This window comes from Helicobacter sp. MIT 05-5294, assembly GCF_000765675.1.
In the GTDB taxonomy this organism is placed as follows: Bacteria; Campylobacterota; Campylobacteria; order Campylobacterales; family Helicobacteraceae; genus Helicobacter_D.
The window spans coordinates 122240-144620 of record NZ_JRPA02000002.1; the positions used below are offsets into that span (position 1 = coordinate 122240).

Sequence of the window (22381 nt, forward strand, 5' to 3'; positions counted from 1 at the left end):
AGCGTTGAAGTTGTCAGATATTTTACAATTTTTTATTTGCGAATTTTCTTGTTTTTTAGAATGTTTGAAAAAAGAGGGAAAAAACTTGCAATTTGTTTAAAATTTACTCAAATACAAGTTAGAATCCCAAATAAAAGCTTGGAATCGCTAAGGTTTTTTAAGTATGTCTTTGTAGGTGCAAGATTGGCAAAGTTTCTCTACGCATTGGTTATTTTTGAATCCCTCAATGAGTGCTTTTGCGCGTTTGGAGCGTAGAATCTCTTTTAGGCTTTGTGTGCGGAAATCCCCCAAAGGTATGTCGCCTTTAGTATCAAAGCAACACGGCACGACAATGCCATTACAGAGGATTCCTAGCTGTTTGCTTGCTCCATAGCAGAATCCCGCATTGGACTTTGTTTGTGTTTTTAGGTCTGCCCATTTGAAAAATGGTGCGCCCACTAGGAAAATCTTATAGCTTAAACGCGTCCTTTTTGGCACAATAGAATCTAACCCAAAAAAGCTTTTCAAATGCGCATAAATGGCGTTGTTTGTTGGTGGTGGGGTTAGGTTTTCGTCTAGATTCCAAAGTCTTAGGTTGATAAATTTCTCGCTTTTAAGTTTTTGGTGTTGTGCGCAGAGATTAAAAATAGGAGTGAGGTAAGAATCTAGTGAAATGGGCTTGGGTTGATAGAGCGCACTTGCGAGGGAAATATTGATTTGATGAATGCTAGGGTGGCGCAACAAAAGAGAAGAATTTGCTACATTCAAATAGAATCCGCTTGTGGTTAAATCAATCCTAAGCTTAAAATTCTCTGCAATATCCAAATAATCCTCTAGGGATTCCACACTTAGCGGGTCGCCTAAGATATGTAAGGTGCAGAGTTTGGTATGGGGGCTAATTTGCGCAGTAATTTTGCTAAAAAGATTCAAAGGCATAGTTTCTTTGAGGGTTTTTAAAGGAGTGCAAAAAGTGCAGTTTAAACCGCAAAAATTTGTAATTTCAATGAAAATTTTTTCAAATTGCATATTTTATGGAATCTGAAATTACAAATTATTCATTGCGCAAAACTTGCAAAGGGTCAATTTGTGTCGCTTTTTTGGCGGGATAATAGGAAGAAGAGAAGACAATCACAAAAGAACCAACTAGAATAGAGATTAAATCTACGAAAGATAATTCTAAGGGTAGTTTATCGCTCCCATAAACATCAGCTGGTAGCGAAATAATCGGAAAAGAAGAAAGTAGGACAAGGATAATTGCTGCGAGGATTCCACCTGCTAGGATTCCGCTAATGCCGATGAAATTACCCAAATAAAGAAAAGTTTTTTTAATTTCTGTCGCGCTTGTTCCCATGGTTAAAAGCAGGGCGATTTCTTTTCTGCGATTCATCACTGTCATTAGAAGTGAGCTAATGATATTAAGCGAAGCGACGAGAATAATCAGCATTAGCACGATAAATAAGGCGCGTTTTTCCAAAGCCAAAGCGGCGAAGAAATTGCCATTTTGCTCCCACCAACCTACAAAATGGATTTGTGGGTAATGTTTTTGGAGTTCTAAAATATCCTTGTGAGGGTCGCTAGAATAAATATGAATGCCATCATAAACGCCTTGTGGAAGTTGTTTGATAGTCTGCAAGGATTCTAAGTTTGTATAAATATAGCCTTTGTCATAAGCGAGTAATCCCGAATCAAAAACACCCACGACATTAAAGTTTTTCATCGTAGGGCTAAGGCTCATCGCAGTAGGGGTAAGGTGAGTGAAGATAAGCAAAAGATTGGAATGAAATTGTAAGCCATATTGTTGTTGCAGAGTTTTGCCAACAATAATATCAAAATCTCCTCTTTGGTAGGCTGAATTGAAGTTTTTCTGATAGGATTCTTGCGTGTTTTGATAAGCAGTATTAAAGACGGGATTGAGTTTGCTCTCGCGCTCGAAATCCACCCCAAAAACAACTGCACCTTCCATTCTTTGTCCGCGTTTGGAGATTGCTTGAATTTGCACAAAAGGGCTAAATTGCAAGTGTTGGAAACTAGATTCCATCTCTTCTAGCAAGTTTGCGTCTATCATTTCAAAGCCACTACTAAGTGCGGTGATTGGGTAATTCATAATAAATAATTTGCGTTCAAACTCCCTATCAAATCCATTCATTAATGCCATTGCAACAATCAACACCATAACGCCGATACATACACCCAAAAAGGCAAGAATCGCGGTAATAGAAATAAAAGGTTGTGATTTGTTGAATCGCAAATAGCGACGCACTAAAAAAGAAATCAATTTCGTGTTTGATTTTGTGTGTGGCGCAGATGGGATTTGGGGTTGCATTTTTAAGATTCCTTGCGTTTGGCAGCAAGTATGCCACTTTTAGGTCCGCTTTTGCCATGGCAATCTTTATATTTTTTGCCACTTCCACATGGGCAAGGTTCATTGCGCACGGGTTTTGCGCCGGAGTTTCCAAAAGTCGCGCCTTTGTTGGAATCGGATAATTTTTGTCGTGCGGCTTCTGCTTCTTTTTCATTTTCTTTATTGGCGGCTTTTAATTGCACTTTTTGAAGCATTTTGATTGCCGTGTATTTGATTTGTGCAGCAAGTTCTAAAAACAAATTATAACTTTCTTTTTTATACTCTACAAGAGGGTCTTTTTGGTTGTATCCGCGCAATCCGATTCCTGTTTTAAGGTTATCCATTACATAAAGATGTTCGCGCCATAGGTTGTCTAGCGTCTGCAAATAAACAAGTTTTTCAATCTCACTTCGTGTTTTTGCGTCCAAAACTTGCATTTTTTCTTCATAATCACGAGATAAAATTTCCTCAATATAGCCTTCAAATTGGTTGTTTGCCTTGTAATATTCTTTTAAAGAATCCAAATTTAAAAGTGCGTTGAAGTCTTCTTGTGCTTGTGCGCAAAGCAATCCCAAATCATCTTCTTCATTGAAAACTTCGCATTTTTGTAAAAGCATTGTAATGGCTTCTTGTCGGTTTTCTATAATTTTGTGCGCAATGTTGTGGTTTGGGTCTAGCATTTCATCACGCACACGATAGATTGCTTTTCTTTGCTCATTGGCGACATCATCGTATTCAAGCAAATGCTTCCTTGCTTCAAAGTGCATACTTTCTACTTTCTTTTGTGCATTTTCTACTGAACGCGTTACGAGGTGTGATTCTATGTGTTCGCCCTCTTCAAGCCCTAATTTGTCCATAATGTTTTTAATTTTATCGCTTCCAAAAATACGCAACAAAGGGTCTTCAAGGCTTAAATAAAATTGACTTGTTCCGGGGTCGCCTTGTCGTCCGCTACGCCCTCTTAATTGGTTGTCAATCCTGCGCGATTCGTGCCGTTCTGTCCCGATGATATAAAGTCCTCCAAGTGAGCGCACTTCATTATCAATCTTAATATCTACCCCGCGTCCAGCCATATTTGTAGCAATCGTTACTGCGCCCTTTTTCCCAGCATCTTTGATGATTTCGGCTTCTTGTGCGTGGTGTTTGGCATTAAGCACAGAATGAGGAATCCTAGCTTTTTGTAGGAGTTCGTGGATTCTTTCGCTTTTTTCTATAGAGGCAGTTCCTACAAGAATCGGCTGTCCTTTTTGGTTTAGTTCTATGATTTTGGCAACTAATGCTTTAAACTTTTCTGCTTCTGTTTTGTAGATTAAGTCGTTTAAATCTTGACGCAGAATCGGCACATTGGTTGGAATAGAAACGACTTCAAGATTATAGATTTGCAAAAACTCACTTGCCTCTGTTTGCGCTGTTCCAGTCATTCCCGCGAGTTTTTCATAAAGTCTAAAGTAGTTTTGATAAGTAATGTCAGCGAGTGTTTGGGATTCTTCTTTGATTTGCACCCCTTCTTTTGCTTCTAATGCTTGATGCAATCCCTCGCTAAAGCGTCTTCCTTCGCTTAATCGCCCGGTAAATTCATCAACAATCACCACTTCTCCTTCGCGTACGACATAATCTTTGTCTTTTTTGAAAAGATTATTTGCTTTAAGGGCTTGGTCTAAATGGTGCGCTAAAATCGCGTTTTCAATGCTGTATAAATTATCCACGCCAAAGAGTTTTTCTGCCTCATTAACTCCCTCTTCGGTTAGGAGAATCGTGCGGTTTTTCTCATCTAAAGTATAGTGTTTTTCTTCTTTTAGTTTGAGGGCTACGACATTGGCTGCTTTGTAATTGTCTAATGTGCGATTTGCAGGTCCTGAAATAATTAGCGGAGTGCGCGCCTCATCAATCAAAATAGAATCCACTTCATCTACGATAGCAAAATGATGATGTTTTTGCACTTTTTGGTTAAAATCATATTTCATATTATCGCGCAAATAGTCAAACCCAAATTCATTATTTGTGCCATAAACAATGTCGCTAGAGTATTGCTTTAATCTTTCATTATCATCGTAGTTGCCACTAACAATCACACCGACAGAATATCCTAAAAACTCATAGAGCGGACGCATAAGCTCCGCGTCTCTTTGGGCGAGATAGTCATTGACGGTTACGATATGCACACTTTTGCCAATCATTGCATTGAGGCAAACAGGAAGTGTTGCAACGAGGGTTTTCCCCTCGCCTGTTTTCATTTCAGCGATTTTTCCCTCGTGCAATACGATTCCACCGATGAGTTGAACATCAAAATGCCTTAGGTTTAGAATCCTTTTACTCGCTTCTCGCGTGATAGCAAAGGAATCATAAAGCACCTTATCAAGTTCTGCTTTAGCGTCTTTGGAGGTTTTGACTTGTTCTTTTAAGGAATTAAAAGCGTTTTTTAATTCTTCATCGCTTAACTTTTGGTAAGTTTCCTCTAACGCATTGATTTTGCGAATCTCTTTGAGATAATGTCCAATCAATCGGTCATTTTTGCTACTAAAAATTTTTTTTACAAGGGATAATATCATCTCTTAAGCCTTTCGTTTATTTGGGTGCTATCAACAAATCTTTCTAACAAATACAATTAAAAAGTTTGGATTTTAGCATAAATGCTATATTACTTAGATAAAATACAAAGAAATATTTTGATACAAATAAGGATAGTGATGATTTTCGTAGATGCGTGTTTCAAAAAACAAACCCCTTATACTCCGGTATGGTTTATGCGTCAAGCAGGACGCTATTTGAGTGAATACAAAGAAGTCCGAAAACTTGCAGGGGATTTTTTAAGTCTTTGTAAGAATCCAAAATTAGCAAGTGAAGTAACTTTGCAGCCTGTGGAGATTCTTAATGTAGATGCGGCAATTTTGTTTAGTGATATTTTAGTTGTGCCACTTGAAATGGGAATGGATTTGGGATTCTTTGCGGGTGAAGGTCCTAAGTTTGCTGATACAATAGAATCGCAAAAGGATTTAAATAGACTACGCAATGATGCACATTTAAGGTTAAATTATGTTTATGATACGATTGCCCTAACGCGCCAAAATCTCGCAGAAGATAAGGCGTTGATTGGGTTTTGTGGCGCACCTTGGACGCTTGCAACTTATATGATAGAGGGGCAGGGCAGTAAAACTTACGCGAAGTCTAAAAAGATTCTGTATTCTAACCCAAAACTTCTCCACGCATTGCTAGATAAAATCACGCACAATTTAAAATATTATTTGGAATCGCAAATTGAAGCCGGGGTTAATGCGGTAATGGTGTTTGACTCTTGGGCGAGTGCGCTAGAAAAAAGCGCGTATTTGGAGTTTGGTTGGCAGTATTGCAAACAGATTGCAAGTTTTATAAAGCAAAAATACCCTCATATTCCTGTGATTTTGTTTCCTAAAGGAATCTCTGGATATTTAGAAGAGATTGACGGGGAATTTGATGTTTTTGGTGTGGATTGGAGCACTCCTCTTGAAATTGCCAAAGCAAAACTTAGCCCTAAATACACGCTGCAAGGGAATCTTGAGCCTTGCAGAATCTACAATGAAGAATCTATGCTAGAGGGTGCGCGTCAGATTTTGGATTTGATGAAAAACACGCCACATATTTTTAATTTAGGGCATGGAATGCTTCCGGATTTGCCACGAGAAAATGCGATTAAACTTGTGGAATTTATCCATAATTACCGATAGTTGCATACACAGATTGTGAGGGCTGGGCGAGATTTAGCAAGGCAGAATCTGTTAGAATTGTATTTCTTTAGATTTTGGTTTTGGGGTGAGAAAGGGTGTTTTTGAGTAGATTTTAAACACTTTTTGGGATTTTTGCAGCTAAATTCTCCCCAAAAGCCCAAATTTGGCTTAAATTCAAAATTTTTATTTACCCCATTAAGAGAAAAATATATAATTAATCACCCTTAAAAACTTCAAAGGAGAAATTAGAATGAATGTAATTGGTATGGCAGTTTGGGCTGTGATAGCTCTAATTGGCGCATGGTGTTTTGGTGTATTGGCTTTACATCAAGGTGAGCAAATTTCCGCAGTGTGGATTGTTGTAGCCGCAGTATGTATTTATATGATTGGTTATAGATTCTACTCTAAATACATTGCAGAAAAAGTGTTGGGATTAGACGATAATCGCGCTACTCCTGCTTTGACAATGAATGATGGGCGGGATTTTTGTCCTACAAATAAAATCGTGCTTTTTGGACATCACTTCGCGGCAATCGCAGGCGCAGGTCCGCTTGTAGGTCCGATTTTGGCAGCTCAAATGGGCTATTTGCCAAGTATGATTTGGATTGTTGTGGGGGTTGTGCTTGCTGGAGCGGTGCATGATTTCACGGTTTTGTTTGTTTCTATGCGTAGAAATGGTAAGTCTTTGGGCGAAATCATTAAATTAGAGTTAGGCAAAGGTGTTGGAAGTATTGCAATGATTGGTATTTTAGGCATTATGATGTTGATTATTGCAATTCTAGCACTTGTTGTTGTAAATGCTCTTGCAGAATCTCCTTGGGGATTATTTACGATTGCAATGACGATTCCAATTGCGATTTATATGGGAATCCATATGAGATTTTTGCGTCCGGGCAAAATCGGTGAAGCAAGTATTATTGGATTTGTTTTGTTGATTCTTGCATTATTTTATGGGCAAGAAGTCGCTGCAAATCCTACATTAGCGGCTATCTTTACACTAAGCCCCATTACCCTAACTTATATTATGATTGGTTATGGTTTTGTTGCTGCGATTCTACCTGTTTGGTTTCTCTTGGCTCCTCGTGATTATCTAAGCACATTCCTTAAAATCGGTGTTATTGTTTTGATGGCAGCTGGGATTTTGATTGTCGCTCCAGATATTCAATTTCCGAGTGTTACGAAATTTATTGATGGCACAGGACCTGTCTTTAGTGGGCAGTTATTTCCTTTCTTGTTTATTACTATTGCTTGTGGGGCGATTAGTGGATTCCACGCACTTATTTCAAGTGGGACAACTCCAAAAATGCTAGAAAAAGAATCCCACGCTAGAATGGTTGGTTATGGTTCAATGGTAATGGAATCTGCAGTTGCTGTTATGGCTTTGATTGCTGCGTGTATTTTAACTCCGGGATTGTATTTCTCTATCAATGTCGCTCCTGCAGGACTTGGGACAACAGGAATCACCGATGTAGCACAAGCTGCAGCAGTCGCGGCGCAAACCATTAATAGTTTTGGATTCGTTATTACGCCTGAAGAAATTTTAAATATGGCAAATAACATCGGAGAAAATAGCATTTTAAGCCGAACAGGTGGTGCGCCAACTTTCGCGATTGGATTAGCGACAATTATTTCTGAAGTGCCAATTTTCAATCAAGGTTCTACCGCATTTTGGTATCACTTTGCGATTTTGTTTGAAGCACTTTTTATTCTTACTGCAGTAGATGCGGGGACAAGAGCGGGACGCTTTATGGTTCAAGATGTTTTAGGTAATGTTTATGCTCCGATTGGAAACATTCAGTCTATGTTTTGGGGGGTTGTGGCGACATTGATTTGTGTTGCAGGTTGGGGTTATATTCTTTATCAAGGAATCACAGACCCACAAGGTGGCGTGAAATCCCTTTGGACGCTTTTTGGAGTTTCCAATCAAATGCTCGCAGGTATGGCGTTGTTGCTTGTGATTGCAGTGCTTTTCAAAATGGGCAAAGCAAAACAAGCGTGGGTGGTTATTTTACCCGCTGCTTGGGTTTTAATCACTACACTTTATGCAGGAATCCTAAAACTTCTTCCGGCGAATGGCGAAAGAGTGCATGACGCAGTAAGCCATATCGCGCTTTGGCAAATCAATAGCGCAAAGGCAGCGGCTGCGACAGATCCGGCTTTGGCAGAAAGATTTGCAACGATTGCGACAAACAATTTGATTAATGCAGGACTTTGCGCATTCTTTATGTTTGTTACTTGTTTGATTTTGATTCAAACGATTCGTATTTGTATTCAATGCACAAAGGGAGAGGTTGATATTCCTCTTGCAGAATCTCCTTACCAAGAGGCTAGTCAATATGAAGGAAAAGTTGCCGCACACGGATAAGGAACAAAAAAGTTTTAAAAGCAAAATTGTTTGGTTAGAGGCTTTGGCTTCTAACCTTGTCCAAATTTATCGTCGCTCCGATAGGTTTTTTCATCTGCTTGTAGGAATGCCGAGTTATGACAAATATGTAGAGCATATGAGGCAAAATCACCCCGATAAGATTCCAAAATCTCAACGGGAGTTTTTCAAAGAGGCAATGGAAGCCAAATATGGGGCGGGAAGAAATAAGTGCTGATAGCTAAAGCCATAAGGTTTATGGATACAAGATTTCAGCATTCACTCCTGAACTTAAGAATCTATCGCCAATTCCGCTTTACAACCAAAAGATTTATGGAGTAGTATTGTAAGGATTTCATATAATTTTTGCAATGACGACTTAACTATGCCTTTTGTTGTTACGAGGAGCGAACGAAGTGAGAGACGCGGCAATCCATAATTTGAAATCAAAGAATATTCTACAATGACGAGATTCTGTATTATAGATTTGCGCTGAAGTGGGTGAAATTTGTTTCACAAATTGCACGCCACGAGATTCTAGCGAATCTCTCGCAATGACGAACAATGGTTATTTAGCTATGTCTTGCGCATTTTGTTTGTCTCTTGTAATGTTGCAATGGCAATTTATTTTTTAAGCCTTCTATTTATTTGCAAATGTGGAATCTTATTTTAGTTTTATTTTATGATTCTACTTAAAAGGCAAAAGTGGAATGATAAATGCTTTTTAATATTTAAAATTTTAAAAGGAGTTTTTATGCTATCTTCAGTAAATCCCTATGGAATGGGGAAAATTTATCCAAATTCACAAATCAATCTTCAGCCAACGCAAGGGGTGCAAGATACAATTAATGCGGAATCTCAAGCCGTGCAAGAAGCGCAAGAGTTGCCTAATTTATCGCAAACAGCTTTAGAGATTCGCAAGTTTAGCGATGGAGTTAAAGGCGCAAATGAAATGGTAGGCGCAATGCAGATTGCCGATATTACATTAAGCGGATTGGGTAATCAAATCAAAAGTAGCGGTGAAGATTTAGCGCAATTAGATAATACCGCCAAAGCAGCTCAATTCAAAGGAGAAGCACTTTTTGGCAAAGAATTAAGCTTAAGTCTAGCTGGAGAGAATGTGTCGGTTTCTCTTCCATTGCCAAGCCAAATGGAGGGTTCTATCAGTGAAAATCTAACCAATAAACATAATGAGATTATGGAAAAAATGGGAAAAATCAGTGAGTTAATAGAAAAAGCAAGTCAGCCTCTCAATGCGCCTTCCAATCAAGATTTTGATTTTGAAAACTTTGACCCAAGTTCCTTTAAGGGTTTGTTTGGATAGTTTGACGAAGTCGCAAATACTGCGACTTCTTAGAGAATCTTAGAATAAAATCTTAGTGTCCGCCGTTATTTCTATCAGAAATTTTTTCTGCCAAAAGTTTATCCAAAACATCAACGACTTTATCTGAAGCTGCTTCACCTGCATCAAATAGAGATAAAATCTCTTCGTCTCCCTCTAAGCCTTTGACTTTGAAAATATCTAGTGCATTTCTGAAAGATTCATGCACATCGCCATGTGGGGATTCCAAATTTCCATAACTTGGCAATCGGCTAAACATTTCTTTGCCATTTCCTGTTTCATACCATTTTCCAAGTCTGCAATCATGGTGATTTGCTAGTTGCACTTCTCTGTTATCATTGACAACCGCGCTGTAACTATTCATTTTAAACAACAAATGGTCTAGCTTGACAAGTCCGATGAATGTTGTATCCAAGACATTCGCGGAGTTTTGTCGCACATCCATAGAAGCTTCTCCTACTTGAATGAATTTTGAAACTTCGCCATTGACATGATCCATTTCATCGACAATTTCTTCTGTGGAAGTTTGTACTTCAGAGAAGTTTTGGCGCAAGACTTGAATATTCATTTCAATCTCTTTTGTGGCTTTTTGGGCGCGTTCAGCAAGTTTTCGCACTTCATCGGCAACAACTGCAAATCCGCGTCCATGCTCTCCAGCTCTCGCAGCTTCAATAGCGGCATTTAAGGCGAGTAGGTTGGTTTGGTCGCTAACATCGGTGATAAGATTGATTACATTGGTAATAGAATCAAGGTCTTGATAAACTTGCCCAATCATTGTTTGGAAGCTATTAAGTCTTTCTGTTACGCTAGAAACGCTACTTGTAATGGCTTCTTCAAGGATTTTGGTTTGCTTTACATTTTCTGTTGAAGTTTTTTTTGCTTCTTGGAGCAATTCAACCGATGAGGCAAAGTTATCTTGTAGAATCTTCAAATGTTTAGAAGATGAGTTTGTAACAATATTTAAGATTCTAATAAACATTTTAATGCGCTTTTCGTCTGCATTAAATTTCGTAAGAACCGCCGCATTTTCCTCTTTGTTTTCACTGCATTTACGCAAAGCATTTTCAAGCTGTTCAATTTTTGCATGTAATGCCTTGTTTTCTGCCAACAACTCTTGCTCTCTTTTGGAATTGCCAAACATTAAACTCCCCTTTTTGTGAAATTGAAATAATGAAAACTCATTCTATCTAAAAAACTTTAATAGAATCCTTATAATTATAGAAATTTAACGATTTCTTCTTTGGGATTCCGAGATTTTTTTGGAATCTGATTCTGCATTTTTTCTCCAATCACAAGAAGAATCGCAGTGCGTTCTTTGTGGATGTTGAGATTCAAATATGTGTCAAGTTTGTTAGAATCAAACCCGCCAATAATGCAAGAACCAAGCCCTAATGCGCTTACAGCATTCGCGAGATTGCCCAATGCCAAAAAGACTTGTTCTCTTGCATAATGCAACTTTTGCTCTTCGTCCATCGCGTCAATAAAGGGCTTATAAAGCGTGATGCGTTGGTTGATTTCCTCTTGTGGCATATTTCGTGCTTTTAGTTTATCTATGAAATATTCCCCAAAATCTAGCCGCGCAGTGAGGATTAGAATCACTCCGCAGTTTGCAACATGGTTTTGGTTGTTTGCGATTTTAGAAATTTCTAGCTTTTTTGCTTTGTCTTCCACCACATAAAACCTCCAAGGCTCTAAGCCAAGCGAACTAGGCGATAGTCTCCCGGCTTCTAAAATATAGTCTAGGGATTCTTTTGGGATTGGAGAATCCTTAAATTCCCGACAAGAATAACGCTCTTGGAGGATTTGCTGAAAAGCTTGTTTTGTAGATTCCATAGGTTTCCTTTCTGTAAATTTATTGGAGTAAAAATTTCTGTGCTTTTTCTTTGCTTTCAAATGCAAAAGATTCTATTTCTTTGCCTTCAAAGCACACTTTATAGGGCTTGTTCGGCTGTGTTTTGCCATAAAGTAGCGTGAGCGAGATTGCGAGATTTTTATCTTCTAAACTCGCGTTGCTCTCTACAAGCCCCAAAGGTCCGATACAATCTAGCAATTCAATCGGCGACATTTTAGGGTGTGGGAAATTTAGCTTTTGATTCTCTTCTTCGTTTCTAGCGATGACGCAACGCGCACCATTAGGCAGAATCATATAGCGTCCAAATTTGACTAATTCCATATCTTCAAACACAATCTCGCGATGGCTTTGCAGGTCTTTGAGTTTGTTGGCGATAGAAGTTTCTGTTAGCAAACAACCTCCGCCGGGACGCTCGTAGTATTCAATTCCGTATTGTTGGACTAATTCTAGTTGGCGATTCCGTCCTCTCCCGCTAATATCAAGTAGTTTTTCTCTAGGAATCCAACCTCTTTGCTCTGGAATCGTAGGAGGGAGGAGCTTAGCAGAGAGTGGGCGCACGATAAGTCCCGCACTCCCGCTTTGTTTTTCTGTGGAGAGTTTTTCTACTTGCCCTAAAGCCTCTGCGCGTTGGCTTTTGGGACGCTGTCCTAAAACTTCTCCGCTAATGACAAAATTAGCTTGTTTGGATTCTAAAAGCTTCAGTGCGTGGGCAAACATATTGCCATGACAATCAATGCAAGGATTGAAATATTTGCCATAGCCAAATTTGGGTTGGAATAAGATTTCATCAAAAAATTGTCGGCGAATGTCTATGATTTCTAATTCCGTCCCAACTTGATTGAGCCTTTGACGCAAGATTTCGCTTTTGTCGCTTTTGCTTCCAAAGCCGATATTAAAATGCAAAGCCAAAACTTCAATGCCTAAATCTTGAATGATTTTGATTGCAAGTAAGCTATCTAATCCGCCGCTAAAAAGTGCTAACGCTTTCATAAAGTGCCAATTCTCCTTTTTTTAAATCTTCTAAATATTTTTGGTATTTTCTTATTAAAAATGACTTTTCCCTAAGCGTTAGGGAATTATTTTGCAAAAGTGATTTTCTTTGTGCATCATAATGCCGATAGAGAATCATAATGATTTGCTGTTTGAGATTCTCTTTATTTTGGGGTTTGATTTTAGAATCTAACAAGATTCCGATTAATTCGGAGGATTCTAAATCCCCTTGAAGTAGTTTTTGGTATGCAATAGCTTCGGAATGAAACATTTGAGGTTCAAGATAATTTAACACAAAATCCAAAAGGCTCATATCTTCCAAAATGCTTTTGATGATTATTTTCTCGGCTAAACCATAAAAATCATTTTGGGTGTTTTGGCTATTTTGGTAAGCTGGATTGGTAGAAAAGGATTCCTTTTTATATTGGGTTTTAATCAAATGTGCTGGTAGATTTAGCCTTTGTGCTAACCAAACTTTATATTCTTCTTGAATCACAGGTGAGAGTTGGTGTAAAAAGACAAGAGATTCTTTAAGGCAAGTGTCTTTTTGCACTGCGTTTTTTAAATCAAAACGGCTTAAAATCGTGCCAAGCACATAATCAATCAATGGAATCGGCGCACTAAAGAGGTTTTTTAGATTCTGTATTTCTCCATTTTTTACCATATCAGCTGGGTCTAATCCATTATCAAACAGCACAACCCCGCCTTCTTTGTTGGCAAGACTTAAGAGGCTGGCAGCTTTAAAAGCAGCGTTGATTCCTGCATTGTCGCCATCAAAGGCTAAAATCACTTTGGGATTCCCTTTTGCAAGTAAGGGCAAATGCTCGTGTGTGAGCGTAGTGCCTAAAGTCGCAACCGCATTGGTAAAACCTGCTTGGTGCAGCATTAAAACATCTAAATATCCCTCTGTAATAATGATTTCTCCTAAGCGATAAATGCTTTCTTTTGCCTGTGGATAGCCATAGAGAACTTGGGATTTGTTAAAAAGCTTGGTTTGTGGAGAGTTGATGTATTTTGCCGGGTGATTTCCTAAAGTGCGTCCGCCAAAGCCGATAATCTTATTTTGTGCGGAGCGAATCGGAAAAATCAAGCGTTGGGTAAGTCTCGCGTAATATCGTTTCGCACCATTTTCTATATCACTTCCTAAGATTCCGACATTTAATGCGTCTTGCAAATTAATAAAGTTGCGCTGCAAGTGTGCCATAATTTCGTGGTTTTGTGGAGCATAGCCTAATTCAAAGAGGGATTTGGTCTCTGTTGTAATTCCGCGCCCTTTGATATAGGATTCCACTTCGCTATTTAGCATAGATTGGTAATATTCATTCATAAAGTTTAGAATCTTAAAATCATCGGTTTTTTTGAATTTTTCTGTGTATTGTAAAGTAACATTATAAAATTGCGCAAGTTTTTCTAAAGCCTCTATGTAATTAAGCTTTTCATAATCCATTACAAATTTAATCGTATCGCCACTAACTCCACAGCCAAAGCAGTGAAAATATCCTTTGTTGGAATTTAGCACGAAGCTTGGCGTTTTTTCTTGGTGGAAAGGACAACAAGCCTTATAGCTTGAACCCATTTTCTTTACTTCTATATAATGGCTGACAACTTCTACAATATCTAGTTGATTTTTGAGTGCTTCAATGCTCTCTTGTGTAATCAATTTCGCTCCACTTCTTAAAACTAAAGGTGGAATTTTACAAAATTTTATCTATAAGTTTTGTTATAATGTGGAGTAAATTTACAAAAAGGCAAAAATTGGATTTTTTGGAAAGCATTGAATATCGCGACCCGCTTTTTGGAGTGATGATATTTATTTTTTGTGTTGGACTTGCAAGTCTTTTTGCGTATTATTGGAATTATTTGATTGGCAAAAGACGGCAGGATTCTTTGAGTAAATTCATAGAAAGCTTTGATTATATTGGGTTTGATGAAGAGGCGCAAGAGTTTTTAGCCCTTAGTCCTAATCCGATTCCATCTTTGTTGTTTATGGCAAAAATGTATCAAAAAAGTGCGAATTACGAAAAGGCGATTCGGCTTTATGTCGCTTTGCTAGAATCTATCCAAAATCCTGTGGATAAAGTGCCGATTTTAGAATCCTTAGGATTGCTGTATGAAAAGGCGGGATTCCCTTCAAGAGCAAAAGAGATTTATTTGGAGATTCTGCATTATTATCCGCGAAGCCCTTTAGTTTTAAAGGCGTTCATTAGGGTTTGCGAGAAGCTAAGTTTGTTTAAAGAATCCTTGGACGCACTAGATTGTTTGGAAGAATTACAAGGAAATACGCAGGTTTATCGGCATTATTTAAAGGCGAAGATTCTGATTGCAAAGGGGCAAAAAAGCGAAGAAACCACACAAAAGTTACTTGCGATTCTCCAAGAACAACCCCTTTTGGCGCGTTTGATTTTGGGCTTTTTAAAAGACTTCTATCCGACGCTTTTTTGGGAATATTTAAAAATCATTCCTAAAGAGATTCTGCTAGAATTGCAAGATATGCTATGGAATCTTAACAGAGAAATAATCCCGCAAAGTCTCCTTGAAGAGTTGAAAAATACTCCACAAAATGCGCAAAACCAAATCCTAAAAGATATTTTTGAGGCTAAAGGAATCTTGCCGCTTAGCTTCTCGCAAAAAATGACTTTTGAGCTTGAAACGCTTTGTTTGTTGCGCACACACAAAAGCTTTCAAGGCGATTTGGGATTCCACTATCAATGCACTTCTTGCAAGGCAACGACGCCTTTAGCCTTTGAACATTGTCCGCATTGTGATGGGCTTTTGACGCTTAAGACACTCGTGTTTTTAAAAGAAAAACAAGATGAAACGCGTTACTCTTTTTTGTGATGGCTCTTCTTTGGGGAATCCCGGAAGTGGCGGTTGGTGCGGAATCTTGCGCTATGGAGAGCATGAAAAGATTGTGCGCGGTGGAGCGGAATTTGCGACGAATAATCAAATGGAGCTTACCGCGTTAATTCGTGGATTAGAAGCACTCAAAGAGCCTTGTGAGGTTTTGGTGGTTTGCGATTCTAAATATGTGTTAGAGGGTTTAAATAGATGGTTGCCAAATTGGATTCAAAAGGATTTTAAAAATGTCAAGAATCCTGAGCTTTGGAGGCTTTATTTGGAAGTTTCCAAACCGCATAAAATCCAAGTGCAATGGGTCAAAGGGCATAGCGGACATATTGAAAATGAAATCTGCGATAGAATCGCCAAAGAAGAAGCAATGAAATTCAAAAACCCTTAAGTTTGTGAGTGGGATTCTGTGTTGGAGTATCAATACAAGGAAGATTCTTTGTGGTGGGGAGAAAATATGTTAAAATACCCGAAATCTTGTAATGTGCCTAAGGCTAAAAAGAATTAAAATGTAAGGATTGCTGTGGATTTAGGAAATTTTGAACAAACTTTAGGCTATCACTTTAAAAAACAAAATCTACTCAAAGTCGCCCTAACGCACAAAAGTGCCAAAAAAGGAAACCATAACGAGCGTTTGGAGTTTTTGGGTGATGCGGTGTTGGATTTGATTGTCGGGGAATTTTTATATAATAAATTTCCGCATTCTCCAGAGGGAGAACTCTCGAAAATGCGCGCGTCTATGGTGAATGAAAAGTCGTTTGCGAAGTTGGCGCGTCATTTGAATGTCGGCAAATATTTGTATATTTCTGTTTCTGAAGAACAAAACAACGGGCGCGATAAGGATTCTATTCTCTCTAACGCCTTTGAAGCGATTATGGGAGCAATTTATCTTGAAAGCGGTTTGGGAGCTGTGCAAAAGCTAGTGTTGGCATTGCTAGAAGAGATTTATCCAAAGATTGATTTAAAAAGCTTATTTTACGACCATAAGACTGCTTTGCAGGAATTAACACAAGCTCTTTTTGGAATCACGCCCGAATATGTTGTGCTAGATTCGTTTGGACCAGACCATAATAAAGAATTTTTAATGGGTGTGAAAATCAACGATAGAGAATATGCTAGGGCAAATGGTAAAAGCAAGAAAGAAGCACAGCAGACTTGCGCAAAAGCCGCATTGGAAATTTTAGAGAAAGAATCGCAAAGGAATGCTCAATGAATACTTTTGGACAAGCTCTTAGGGTAAGCACTTTTGGTGAAAGTCATGGCGTGGGAATTGGCGCGGTGATAGACGGATTACCAGCGGGGTTGGAGATTGATGAGGAGTTTATCGCTTCTGAAATGCTAAGACGCGCCGGAGGGCGGAATCTGTATGCAACCCAACGCAAAGAAGCAGATGAGGTAACAATCCTAAGTGGTGTTTTTGAGGGCAAAACCACCGGCACACCTTTGGGATTCTTTATCCAAAATTCCGCGAGTAAAAGCAGCGATTATGCGACGATTCAGAATCTTTTTCGTCCCGGACACGCGGATTTTACTTATTTTTGCAAATATGGAATCCGAGATTATCGCGGAGGAGGGCGCAGTAGTGCAAGGGAAACAAGTGCGCGTGTCGCAGCAGGTGCGATTGCGAAATTGCTTTTGGGGAAATTTGGAATCTCACTTAGAAGTGGAATCCTAAACATTGGCGCGATTGTGGGGAAAGAAATTGATTTTGAAAATGCCAAGAAAAGCGAGATTTTCGCACTAGATAAACAAGTGGAATCTGCGCAAAAAGAAGCGATTTTACAAGCAAGAGAAGCACATGATAGTTTAGGAGGTGTGGCATTAATTAGTGCAAAGGGCGTTCCTATCGGACTTGGTGAGCCTTTGTATCACAAGCTAGATTCCGCGATTGGTGCTTTGATGTTGGGTTTAAATGGTGTCAAGGCAGTGGAAATAGGTTTGGGCGTGGAATCTTCAAAGCTTAGAGGCTCACAAAACAACGATGAAATGGACGCAAAGGGATTCCTAAGTAACCATTGTGGCGGAGTTTTGGGAGGTATTAGCAATGGTGAAGAAGTAGTGGTAAAAGTGCATTTTAAACCAACGCCTAGCATATTTGTGCCACAAAATACGCAAGATTTGCAAGGCAATGCTGTGCGTTGTGAGATTAAAGGAAGACATGACCCATGTATTGCGGTGCGCGGTAGCGTGGTTTGCGAATCTAGTCTAGCACTGATTTTGGCGGATATGTTGCTATTAAATGCGACAAGCAAACTAGAGAATCTACAAAAAATCTATTCTTAAAAGCTTTGCAAGGTGCGTTTGTGACTAAAAATGCGTTGATTTTCGCCGATGGCAAACTTGGCGTTGGGCTAGGGCATATTAGTCGGTGCAGGGCATTGAAGTCGGAGTTGGAATCCTTAGGCTTTGTTGTGGAGCTTAAAGACACGCAGGAACTAGAAGAGGAATTTAAAAAGTTAGAATCCCAAAGAGCATTAAGGCAGGAATCCAAAGAAAAATATTGCAGTTTTTTGTGGGATTTAATTGTCATAGATTCGTATGTGTTGGGTGTGGAATCTTACAAAAGCGCGACGCAGTTTGCGAAAGTTTGTTTGTTTTTTGATGATACTTTGCGCCTAAATTATCCAGAGGCGATTTTGCTAAATAACGCTAGAAGCGCGGATTTGTCAGAATATAAAGCCAAATATCCTAAGCATCAATTATTTTTAGGGAATAGCTATCGCTTATTACAAACTCCTTTTGTGGAAGTGTTGGAATCTCCAGCAATTCCGCTGAATTTAGAGATAAAAAAGGTATTAATTACGCTTGGCGGGAGTGATTTGTTGGGGTTGAATGCACCTTTGCTTGTGGCACTTCGCAAAGCCTATCCGCATTTGGAGCTGCATTGTATTGCTAAAGATTCCTTGGAGGATTTGTTGGACACGCCTTTGAGAGGATTGTCTAAAGAGCGGGGCGTGAGTTTGCATTATGGTTTGAGTGCGCGAGAAATGGTAGCTTTGATTAGGCAAATGGACCTTTGCATTTGTGCTTGTGGGCAGAGTTTAGGGGAGATTCTAGTCTGTGGAATCCCAGCCATCGCATTAGAAGTCGCGGCGAATCAAAAGACGAATCTAACGAGCTTTGCAAGTTGTATTTTAAGCATAAGAGAGGCTTATTTGATGACGCGCGATAGGATTTGTCAAAAGGTTTTAGAGCATTTAGAATCCTATGCCTCGCTTACTTTGCGCACGACACACCAAACCCGTGCTTTAGAGATTTTAAGAACTCCTACGAAATGGAAAGAAAGCATAGAAGCGGTGTTTTGTTAGTCTTGTAGGGGCGGCACGGCTTGTAGATTGTTTGTGTTTTGATTGATTTCGTTTTTGCCTTATTGCTTGGGATTTTACGCTTTTGAAGTTGGGATTCTTTGGCTTAGTGAGGTGAGATTTAAGAGAAATTTAGAAAAACAAATAAGCTTATGCTATAATGTCCGCTTATTTTGTTTTTAAGGAAAATTATGCGCAAACTAATTGGTTTATTGACACTTACTAGCTTAGCACTTTTCGCGGATTCTTCAAAAGAGATTCTAATGTATTCTAGCCCTACTTGTGGGTGTTGTGAGAAATGGGCGCAGTATATGGATAGTAGGGGCTATGTTGTCAAATCCCATAAAGACGATGAGGTTTTTATGCAAGTCAAAAAGGATTTTAAGATTGAGCCAAAATATCAAAGCTGCCACACAGGAGTCATTGAAAAAAATGGCACAAAATACGCGATAGAGGGGCATGTCCCAGCTGATGCGGTGGCTTGGCTGCTAGAAAATGAGCCTAAGGATATTATTGGTGTCTCCACGCCGGGAATGCCACAAGGAAGCCCGGGAATGGAGCATGGAATCTATGAGGAATATCCTGTGGTTTTGATGACGCAAGGGGGCGGTTATAAGGTTTTTGGCATTTATAAGGGCGAGGAGAAAATCAAAGAGGGGGCTATGAAGTAGCCTTGCTCCTCATTGCTACAAGAAGCGTTGCGACAGAGCAATCTATAATGTTGCACACAAAAGGTGTTGCAATGGAATCTCTAAAGTGAGATTCCATAATTTGTTTTTGGGTTGTTGATATTATAGGTTTGCAAGTGTGGGCAACTTAATGTAAATGTGCGCTTCGGATTTCCTTGCAAGGATACTAAGGGATTCGTTATTTTTGCAATCACTCTAATTCATTTCCGCACACATTTTTTCAAATGCTTGATAATATTGCCAAGATTCCACAATATCGGGACGATGGGATTTGATATGTGACAGATGGGTATCTAAGACTTTTTTGCAGTGTTGCTTTAAATGAGTATCACTTTTTAGATAATCTAACACATCTTGTTCGGTTAGCTTTTTTTGGGATTCTATTTCATCTTGCTTATCTAGAGCCTGAAAAAGCGTTTGAATGTAGTTGGAAGCTTTTGTTGTGAGGGTTTCATCTTGTATAAAATCGCAATAATTATCAGAAAGAATATAAATATGCCTTTCTTCTTTATTTTCGAAAAAATCTCGTAAAAGATTCTTTGTAATATTAGTATATTTGGTCTCAATAGCTTCTTTGTGTTCATAAACTCTATCATTCCAATATTCATTGACATACACTCTTTTATCAAATTCCCACAATCTACTAGTAATATGGAGTTTAAAGATTTTATTGCGCAGGTTTGATATTTTAAGAGTCAGAGGCAATAATCCGCAATAGCGACTTACTCTTTGGGCAAAGAAGTTTTTTTCTTTTTGTAATGGAGGATTGAAACCAAAGGTTTTGGATAGTTTGCAGAAAGTCTCAAAAGCTTTTTTACCCGTGATTTCGCTCATATCCATATAAATTGTATTTTTAAGGTTTATTAAACGCTCATAAAGTGGAGTATCGTGCAAACACATAAATTGAAAGTTTAACCAAAATTCAAGCGTTTCAAGAGAGGGTTCATTGGAATTTTTCTCGTATTTAATGAGTTTTTTGCAGATTTCATAAGGATTGTCCTCTAAGCTCAATTCTCCCCTAAAATTAATCCTACGCATTGTTATATAGTGTCTAATGGAGCTAATGGGGTCTCGAATAAGATTGATGGATTTTAGATTTGGGATAAGCGCATAGTATTTTGCTCCCTCTAAAGTGTCTATAAAATTTCTAATAGATAAATAGCCAAAATATTGCTTAAATTCACTACAAGACAGAATCCGACAATAAAGATCTTTGTAGGTTTCTTGCGCATTTTTGGAGTTTCCACAATAATGGTCTAGCACCCCGCATCTGCGCATAAAGCACTTAAAAGCAGTGTTTCCTGTCCCATGTCCTCCCCAATAGACGAATAATACTCTGTCTTTTGGCAAAGGCAAATTTATCTCCCAAGCTACTTCTGGTGGGATATTTTGATAACTTAAAGCGGGATATGGATTTTGCGATTCTTTGTTAAGTCGGTTGGGATTCAACAAAGGCGGGTAGGGGTGGTTGGTATCAAGATAGGATTCTTTAAATTCCTTTGATTGTAACCATTTTAAGACTTCTTGATAGTGTTCTAAAATAAAATTTTTGCTTTGGGATTCCATTGACTTAATTGTCTCTTCTAGTGCATTGAGACTAGCAATAAGAGAGGAAATATTTTTTTCTTTTGGGACAAAATAATAAGGTAAGCCTAAAGATTGCAATACTTGTTTGAAATCTTGATGATTTTTGTAGATTTGATTGGCAAGTTTTATTTCGCCGAAGAGCCTAAAATACCCTCCATAAAGCAAGGTTTTATTTGCCTTTATCAAGGCTTCGCCGATAAGATAAGCCAAATGATATTTGACTTGCAGGGATTGTGGATAATCCTCTAAGGACTCTAAAGCGGGGTATTTTAGACTAGGGAAGACTTTGATAGTTTGTTGGTAGATTTGTTGTTGTTTTTTGTGTTGCCGTGTGATTTGAAGCAGTGTGTAGATGAATTGGAATAACCTAAAGGGATTGAATGTGCAAAAAGGATTTTTTAAACTTTTGTTATTTTGCCCCCCCCCCCCATATTTTCAGCATTTAAAGCGCAGTTTTGCCCTTGATAAAAATACAATGCACAAAGTCCAAGCTGATAAGCTAGATGATTTTTGAATCGTTCTTTTGCATTTTTGGGATTCTTCATTTGATTTTGTCGGTAAGTTTTTGAGGCAAAATAGCTGTGAAACTGCATTTTTCTTTCCTTTGGTAATTTTTGTGCGATTTTAAGATTGTAATTTTTCTTGTAAAAACTCGTGGAGTTTGTTGTATTCTTTGCGCTCTAGGAATCGCGATTTTTGGGTGGGAAGATTGTTTAAATGCACGAATCCATAAGCAACGCGTTTTAAATCCAAAACTTCTAAGCCAAAATGCGCAAAAAACCTGCGTAATTCGCGGTTTTTGCCCTCTGTGATTGCCACTTTGATTTTGGAATATTTTGGAGTATTTTTGATACAAGAGAAACTCGCAAAAGGCGCGAAGTCCATTGAGCGGATTTCACTTTTACTATGCGCACCTGCACTTGCGTTTTCTAGGCTAAGCCCTGATTCCATAGCTTTAAAGACATAATCTTGAATCTTGCCAGAGAGTTTGAGCAAATAAACGCGCTCCAAATTGCTTTCCATTAAAATCCGCGCAACTTGCACATTATCGCTAAGCAAAAGCAATCCCTCACTTGCAAAATCCAATCTCCCAACAGGAGTAAAATGCGCGAATCTTTTAGGCAAGGAATCAAAGATTACGCGCCGATTGCGGTCGTCTTTTTTGCTGACAAGCTCTCCTTTGGGCTTGTTGTAGGCGATGAGGGTGTATTTGTCTTGAGGTTTTAGTAGTCTGCCATCAAGATAGACTTTCATGCCCTCACGCACTTGATAGGAAAAATCCCTAACAATTTCGTGTTGGATACTTACTTTTCCTGCAAGGATTAGTTTGTCCGCCTCGCGCCTTGAGTATTTGGAATGATGAGCAATGTATTGATTAAGTCGCAT

Annotated in this window: 20 protein-coding genes; 10 read left to right on the forward strand and 10 right to left on the reverse strand. The window is 38.7% G+C overall.

The annotated features are described in order from the left end of the window. Positions 1-147: 147 nt before the first annotated feature. The 3 genes from LS69_RS01920 to secA are packed head-to-tail and all read right to left on the reverse strand — an operon-like array spanning position 148 to position 4869. Positions 148-1005 carry an SPASM domain-containing protein gene (locus LS69_RS01920; RefSeq protein WP_138121709.1) on the reverse strand — a complete coding sequence of 286 codons (858 nt, stop codon included), beginning with the start codon at positions 1003-1005 and terminating at the stop codon, positions 148-150. A 25-nt stretch (positions 1006-1030) separates the two neighbouring features. After that, entirely contained in the window at positions 1031-2302 is a 1272-nt protein-coding gene (locus tag LS69_RS01925) for an ABC transporter permease (RefSeq protein ID WP_138121710.1), read from the reverse strand. Between the two features lie 2 nt (positions 2303-2304). Next, positions 2305-4869 carry a preprotein translocase subunit SecA gene (secA, locus tag LS69_RS01930; RefSeq protein WP_194145375.1) on the reverse strand — a complete coding sequence of 855 codons (2565 nt, stop codon included), beginning with the start codon at positions 4867-4869 and terminating at the stop codon, positions 2305-2307. Positions 4870-5004: 135 nt separating this feature from the next. Between secA and hemE the strand changes: the two genes are divergently transcribed. The 4 genes from hemE to LS69_RS01950 all read left to right on the forward strand — a co-directional run bounded on the left by hemE (position 5005) and on the right by LS69_RS01950 (position 9707). Then, positions 5005-6021, forward strand: a complete 1017-nt coding sequence (gene hemE, locus LS69_RS01935) for a uroporphyrinogen decarboxylase (RefSeq protein ID WP_194145379.1) — start codon at positions 5005-5007, stop codon at positions 6019-6021. Between the two features lie 250 nt (positions 6022-6271). Next, entirely contained in the window at positions 6272-8386 is a 2115-nt protein-coding gene (locus tag LS69_RS01940; RefSeq protein ID WP_138121712.1) for a carbon starvation CstA family protein, read from the forward strand. A gap of 43 nt (positions 8387-8429) precedes the next feature. Beyond that, positions 8430-8621: a KCU-star family selenoprotein gene (gene kcuS, locus LS69_RS01945; protein ID WP_238699068.1), complete on the forward strand. Its 192-nt coding sequence runs from the start codon at positions 8430-8432 to the stop codon at positions 8619-8621. A gap of 516 nt (positions 8622-9137) precedes the next feature. Further along, positions 9138-9707 carry a flagellar FLiS export co-chaperone gene (locus LS69_RS01950; protein ID WP_138121714.1) on the forward strand — a complete coding sequence of 190 codons (570 nt, stop codon included), beginning with the start codon at positions 9138-9140 and terminating at the stop codon, positions 9705-9707. A 52-nt stretch (positions 9708-9759) separates the two neighbouring features. On the opposite strand, the gene LS69_RS01955 is transcribed toward LS69_RS01950, so the two are convergent. The 4 genes from LS69_RS01955 to dnaG form a co-directional block, all read right to left on the reverse strand. Then, a complete protein-coding gene (locus tag LS69_RS01955) occupies positions 9760-10866 on the reverse strand; it encodes a methyl-accepting chemotaxis protein (RefSeq protein ID WP_138121715.1) in 1107 nt (368 codons plus the stop codon). Between the two features lie 74 nt (positions 10867-10940). Beyond that, positions 10941-11558 (reverse strand): nitroreductase family protein, encoded by a 618-nt coding sequence (locus LS69_RS01960; RefSeq protein WP_138121716.1) that lies wholly within the window; start codon positions 11556-11558, stop codon positions 10941-10943. Positions 11559-11577: 19 nt separating this feature from the next. After that, complete coding sequence (locus tag LS69_RS01965) at positions 11578-12567, reverse strand: argininosuccinate synthase domain-containing protein (protein ID WP_138121717.1); 990 nt, start codon at positions 12565-12567, stop codon at positions 11578-11580. Then, positions 12545-14227 (reverse strand): DNA primase, encoded by a 1683-nt coding sequence (gene dnaG, locus LS69_RS01970; RefSeq protein ID WP_138121718.1) that lies wholly within the window; start codon positions 14225-14227, stop codon positions 12545-12547. The genes LS69_RS01965 and dnaG overlap by 23 nt, the downstream gene beginning before the upstream one ends. 95 nt (positions 14228-14322) lie before the next feature. Between dnaG and LS69_RS01975 the strand changes: the two genes are divergently transcribed. From LS69_RS01975 to LS69_RS02000, 6 genes are all read left to right on the forward strand, one after another. Beyond that, positions 14323-15405, forward strand: coding sequence for a tetratricopeptide repeat protein (locus LS69_RS01975; RefSeq protein ID WP_138121719.1), 1083 nt, complete (start codon positions 14323-14325; stop codon positions 15403-15405). Continuing rightward, positions 15380-15805, forward strand: a complete 426-nt coding sequence (gene rnhA / locus LS69_RS01980) for a ribonuclease HI (protein ID WP_138121720.1) — start codon at positions 15380-15382, stop codon at positions 15803-15805. Before LS69_RS01975 ends, rnhA begins: the two co-directional genes overlap by 26 nt. Positions 15806-15937: 132 nt before the next feature. Then, entirely contained in the window at positions 15938-16627 is a 690-nt protein-coding gene (gene rnc / locus LS69_RS01985; protein ID WP_138121721.1) for a ribonuclease III, read from the forward strand. Then, entirely contained in the window at positions 16624-17697 is a 1074-nt protein-coding gene (gene aroC / locus LS69_RS01990) for a chorismate synthase (RefSeq protein ID WP_138121722.1), read from the forward strand. The genes rnc and aroC overlap by 4 nt, the downstream gene beginning before the upstream one ends. A 20-nt stretch (positions 17698-17717) precedes the next feature. After that, positions 17718-18722 carry a hypothetical protein gene (locus LS69_RS01995; RefSeq protein WP_138121723.1) on the forward strand — a complete coding sequence of 335 codons (1005 nt, stop codon included), beginning with the start codon at positions 17718-17720 and terminating at the stop codon, positions 18720-18722. Positions 18723-18910: 188 nt separating this feature from the next. After that, positions 18911-19390, forward strand: a complete 480-nt coding sequence (locus LS69_RS02000; protein WP_138121724.1) for a DUF411 domain-containing protein — start codon at positions 18911-18913, stop codon at positions 19388-19390. A gap of 213 nt (positions 19391-19603) precedes the next feature. Here LS69_RS02000 and LS69_RS02005 read toward each other — a convergent pair whose 3' ends face one another. From LS69_RS02005 to LS69_RS02015, 3 genes are all read right to left on the reverse strand, one after another. Then, entirely contained in the window at positions 19604-21205 is a 1602-nt protein-coding gene (locus tag LS69_RS02005; RefSeq protein ID WP_138121725.1) for a DUF2972 domain-containing protein, read from the reverse strand. A gap of 188 nt (positions 21206-21393) precedes the next feature. Continuing rightward, a complete protein-coding gene (locus tag LS69_RS02010) occupies positions 21394-21588 on the reverse strand; it encodes a hypothetical protein (protein WP_138121726.1) in 195 nt (64 codons plus the stop codon). Positions 21589-21619: 31 nt separating this feature from the next. Continuing rightward, on the reverse strand, positions 21620-22381 hold the full coding sequence (locus LS69_RS02015; protein WP_138121727.1) for a pseudouridine synthase: 762 nt from the start codon (positions 22379-22381) through the stop codon (positions 21620-21622).

Bases quoted from the DNA above. Each gene is read 5' to 3' on its own strand.
- LS69_RS01920 (WP_138121709.1), bottom strand. From the start codon at position 1,005: ATGCAATTTGAAAAAATTTTCATTGAAATTACAAATTTTTGCGGTTTA.
- LS69_RS01925 (WP_138121710.1), bottom strand. From the start codon at position 2,302: ATGCAACCCCAAATCCCATCTGCGCCACACACAAAATCAAACACGAAA.
- secA (WP_194145375.1), bottom strand. From the start codon at position 4,869: ATGATATTATCCCTTGTAAAAAAAATTTTTAGTAGCAAAAATGACCGA.
- LS69_RS01940 (WP_138121712.1), top strand. From the start codon at position 6,272: ATGAATGTAATTGGTATGGCAGTTTGGGCTGTGATAGCTCTAATTGGC.
- LS69_RS01950 (WP_138121714.1), top strand. From the start codon at position 9,138: ATGCTATCTTCAGTAAATCCCTATGGAATGGGGAAAATTTATCCAAAT.
- LS69_RS01955 (WP_138121715.1), bottom strand. From the start codon at position 10,866: ATGTTTGGCAATTCCAAAAGAGAGCAAGAGTTGTTGGCAGAAAACAAG.
- LS69_RS01960 (WP_138121716.1), bottom strand. From the start codon at position 11,558: ATGGAATCTACAAAACAAGCTTTTCAGCAAATCCTCCAAGAGCGTTAT.
- LS69_RS01965 (WP_138121717.1), bottom strand. From the start codon at position 12,567: ATGAAAGCGTTAGCACTTTTTAGCGGCGGATTAGATAGCTTACTTGCA.
- rnhA (WP_138121720.1), top strand. From the start codon at position 15,380: ATGAAACGCGTTACTCTTTTTTGTGATGGCTCTTCTTTGGGGAATCCC.
- aroC (WP_138121722.1), top strand. From the start codon at position 16,624: ATGAATACTTTTGGACAAGCTCTTAGGGTAAGCACTTTTGGTGAAAGT.
- LS69_RS02000 (WP_138121724.1), top strand. From the start codon at position 18,911: ATGCGCAAACTAATTGGTTTATTGACACTTACTAGCTTAGCACTTTTC.
- LS69_RS02010 (WP_138121726.1), bottom strand. From the start codon at position 21,588: ATGCAGTTTCACAGCTATTTTGCCTCAAAAACTTACCGACAAAATCAA.
- LS69_RS02015 (WP_138121727.1), bottom strand. From the start codon at position 22,381: ATGCGACTTAATCAATACATTGCTCATCATTCCAAATACTCAAGGCGC.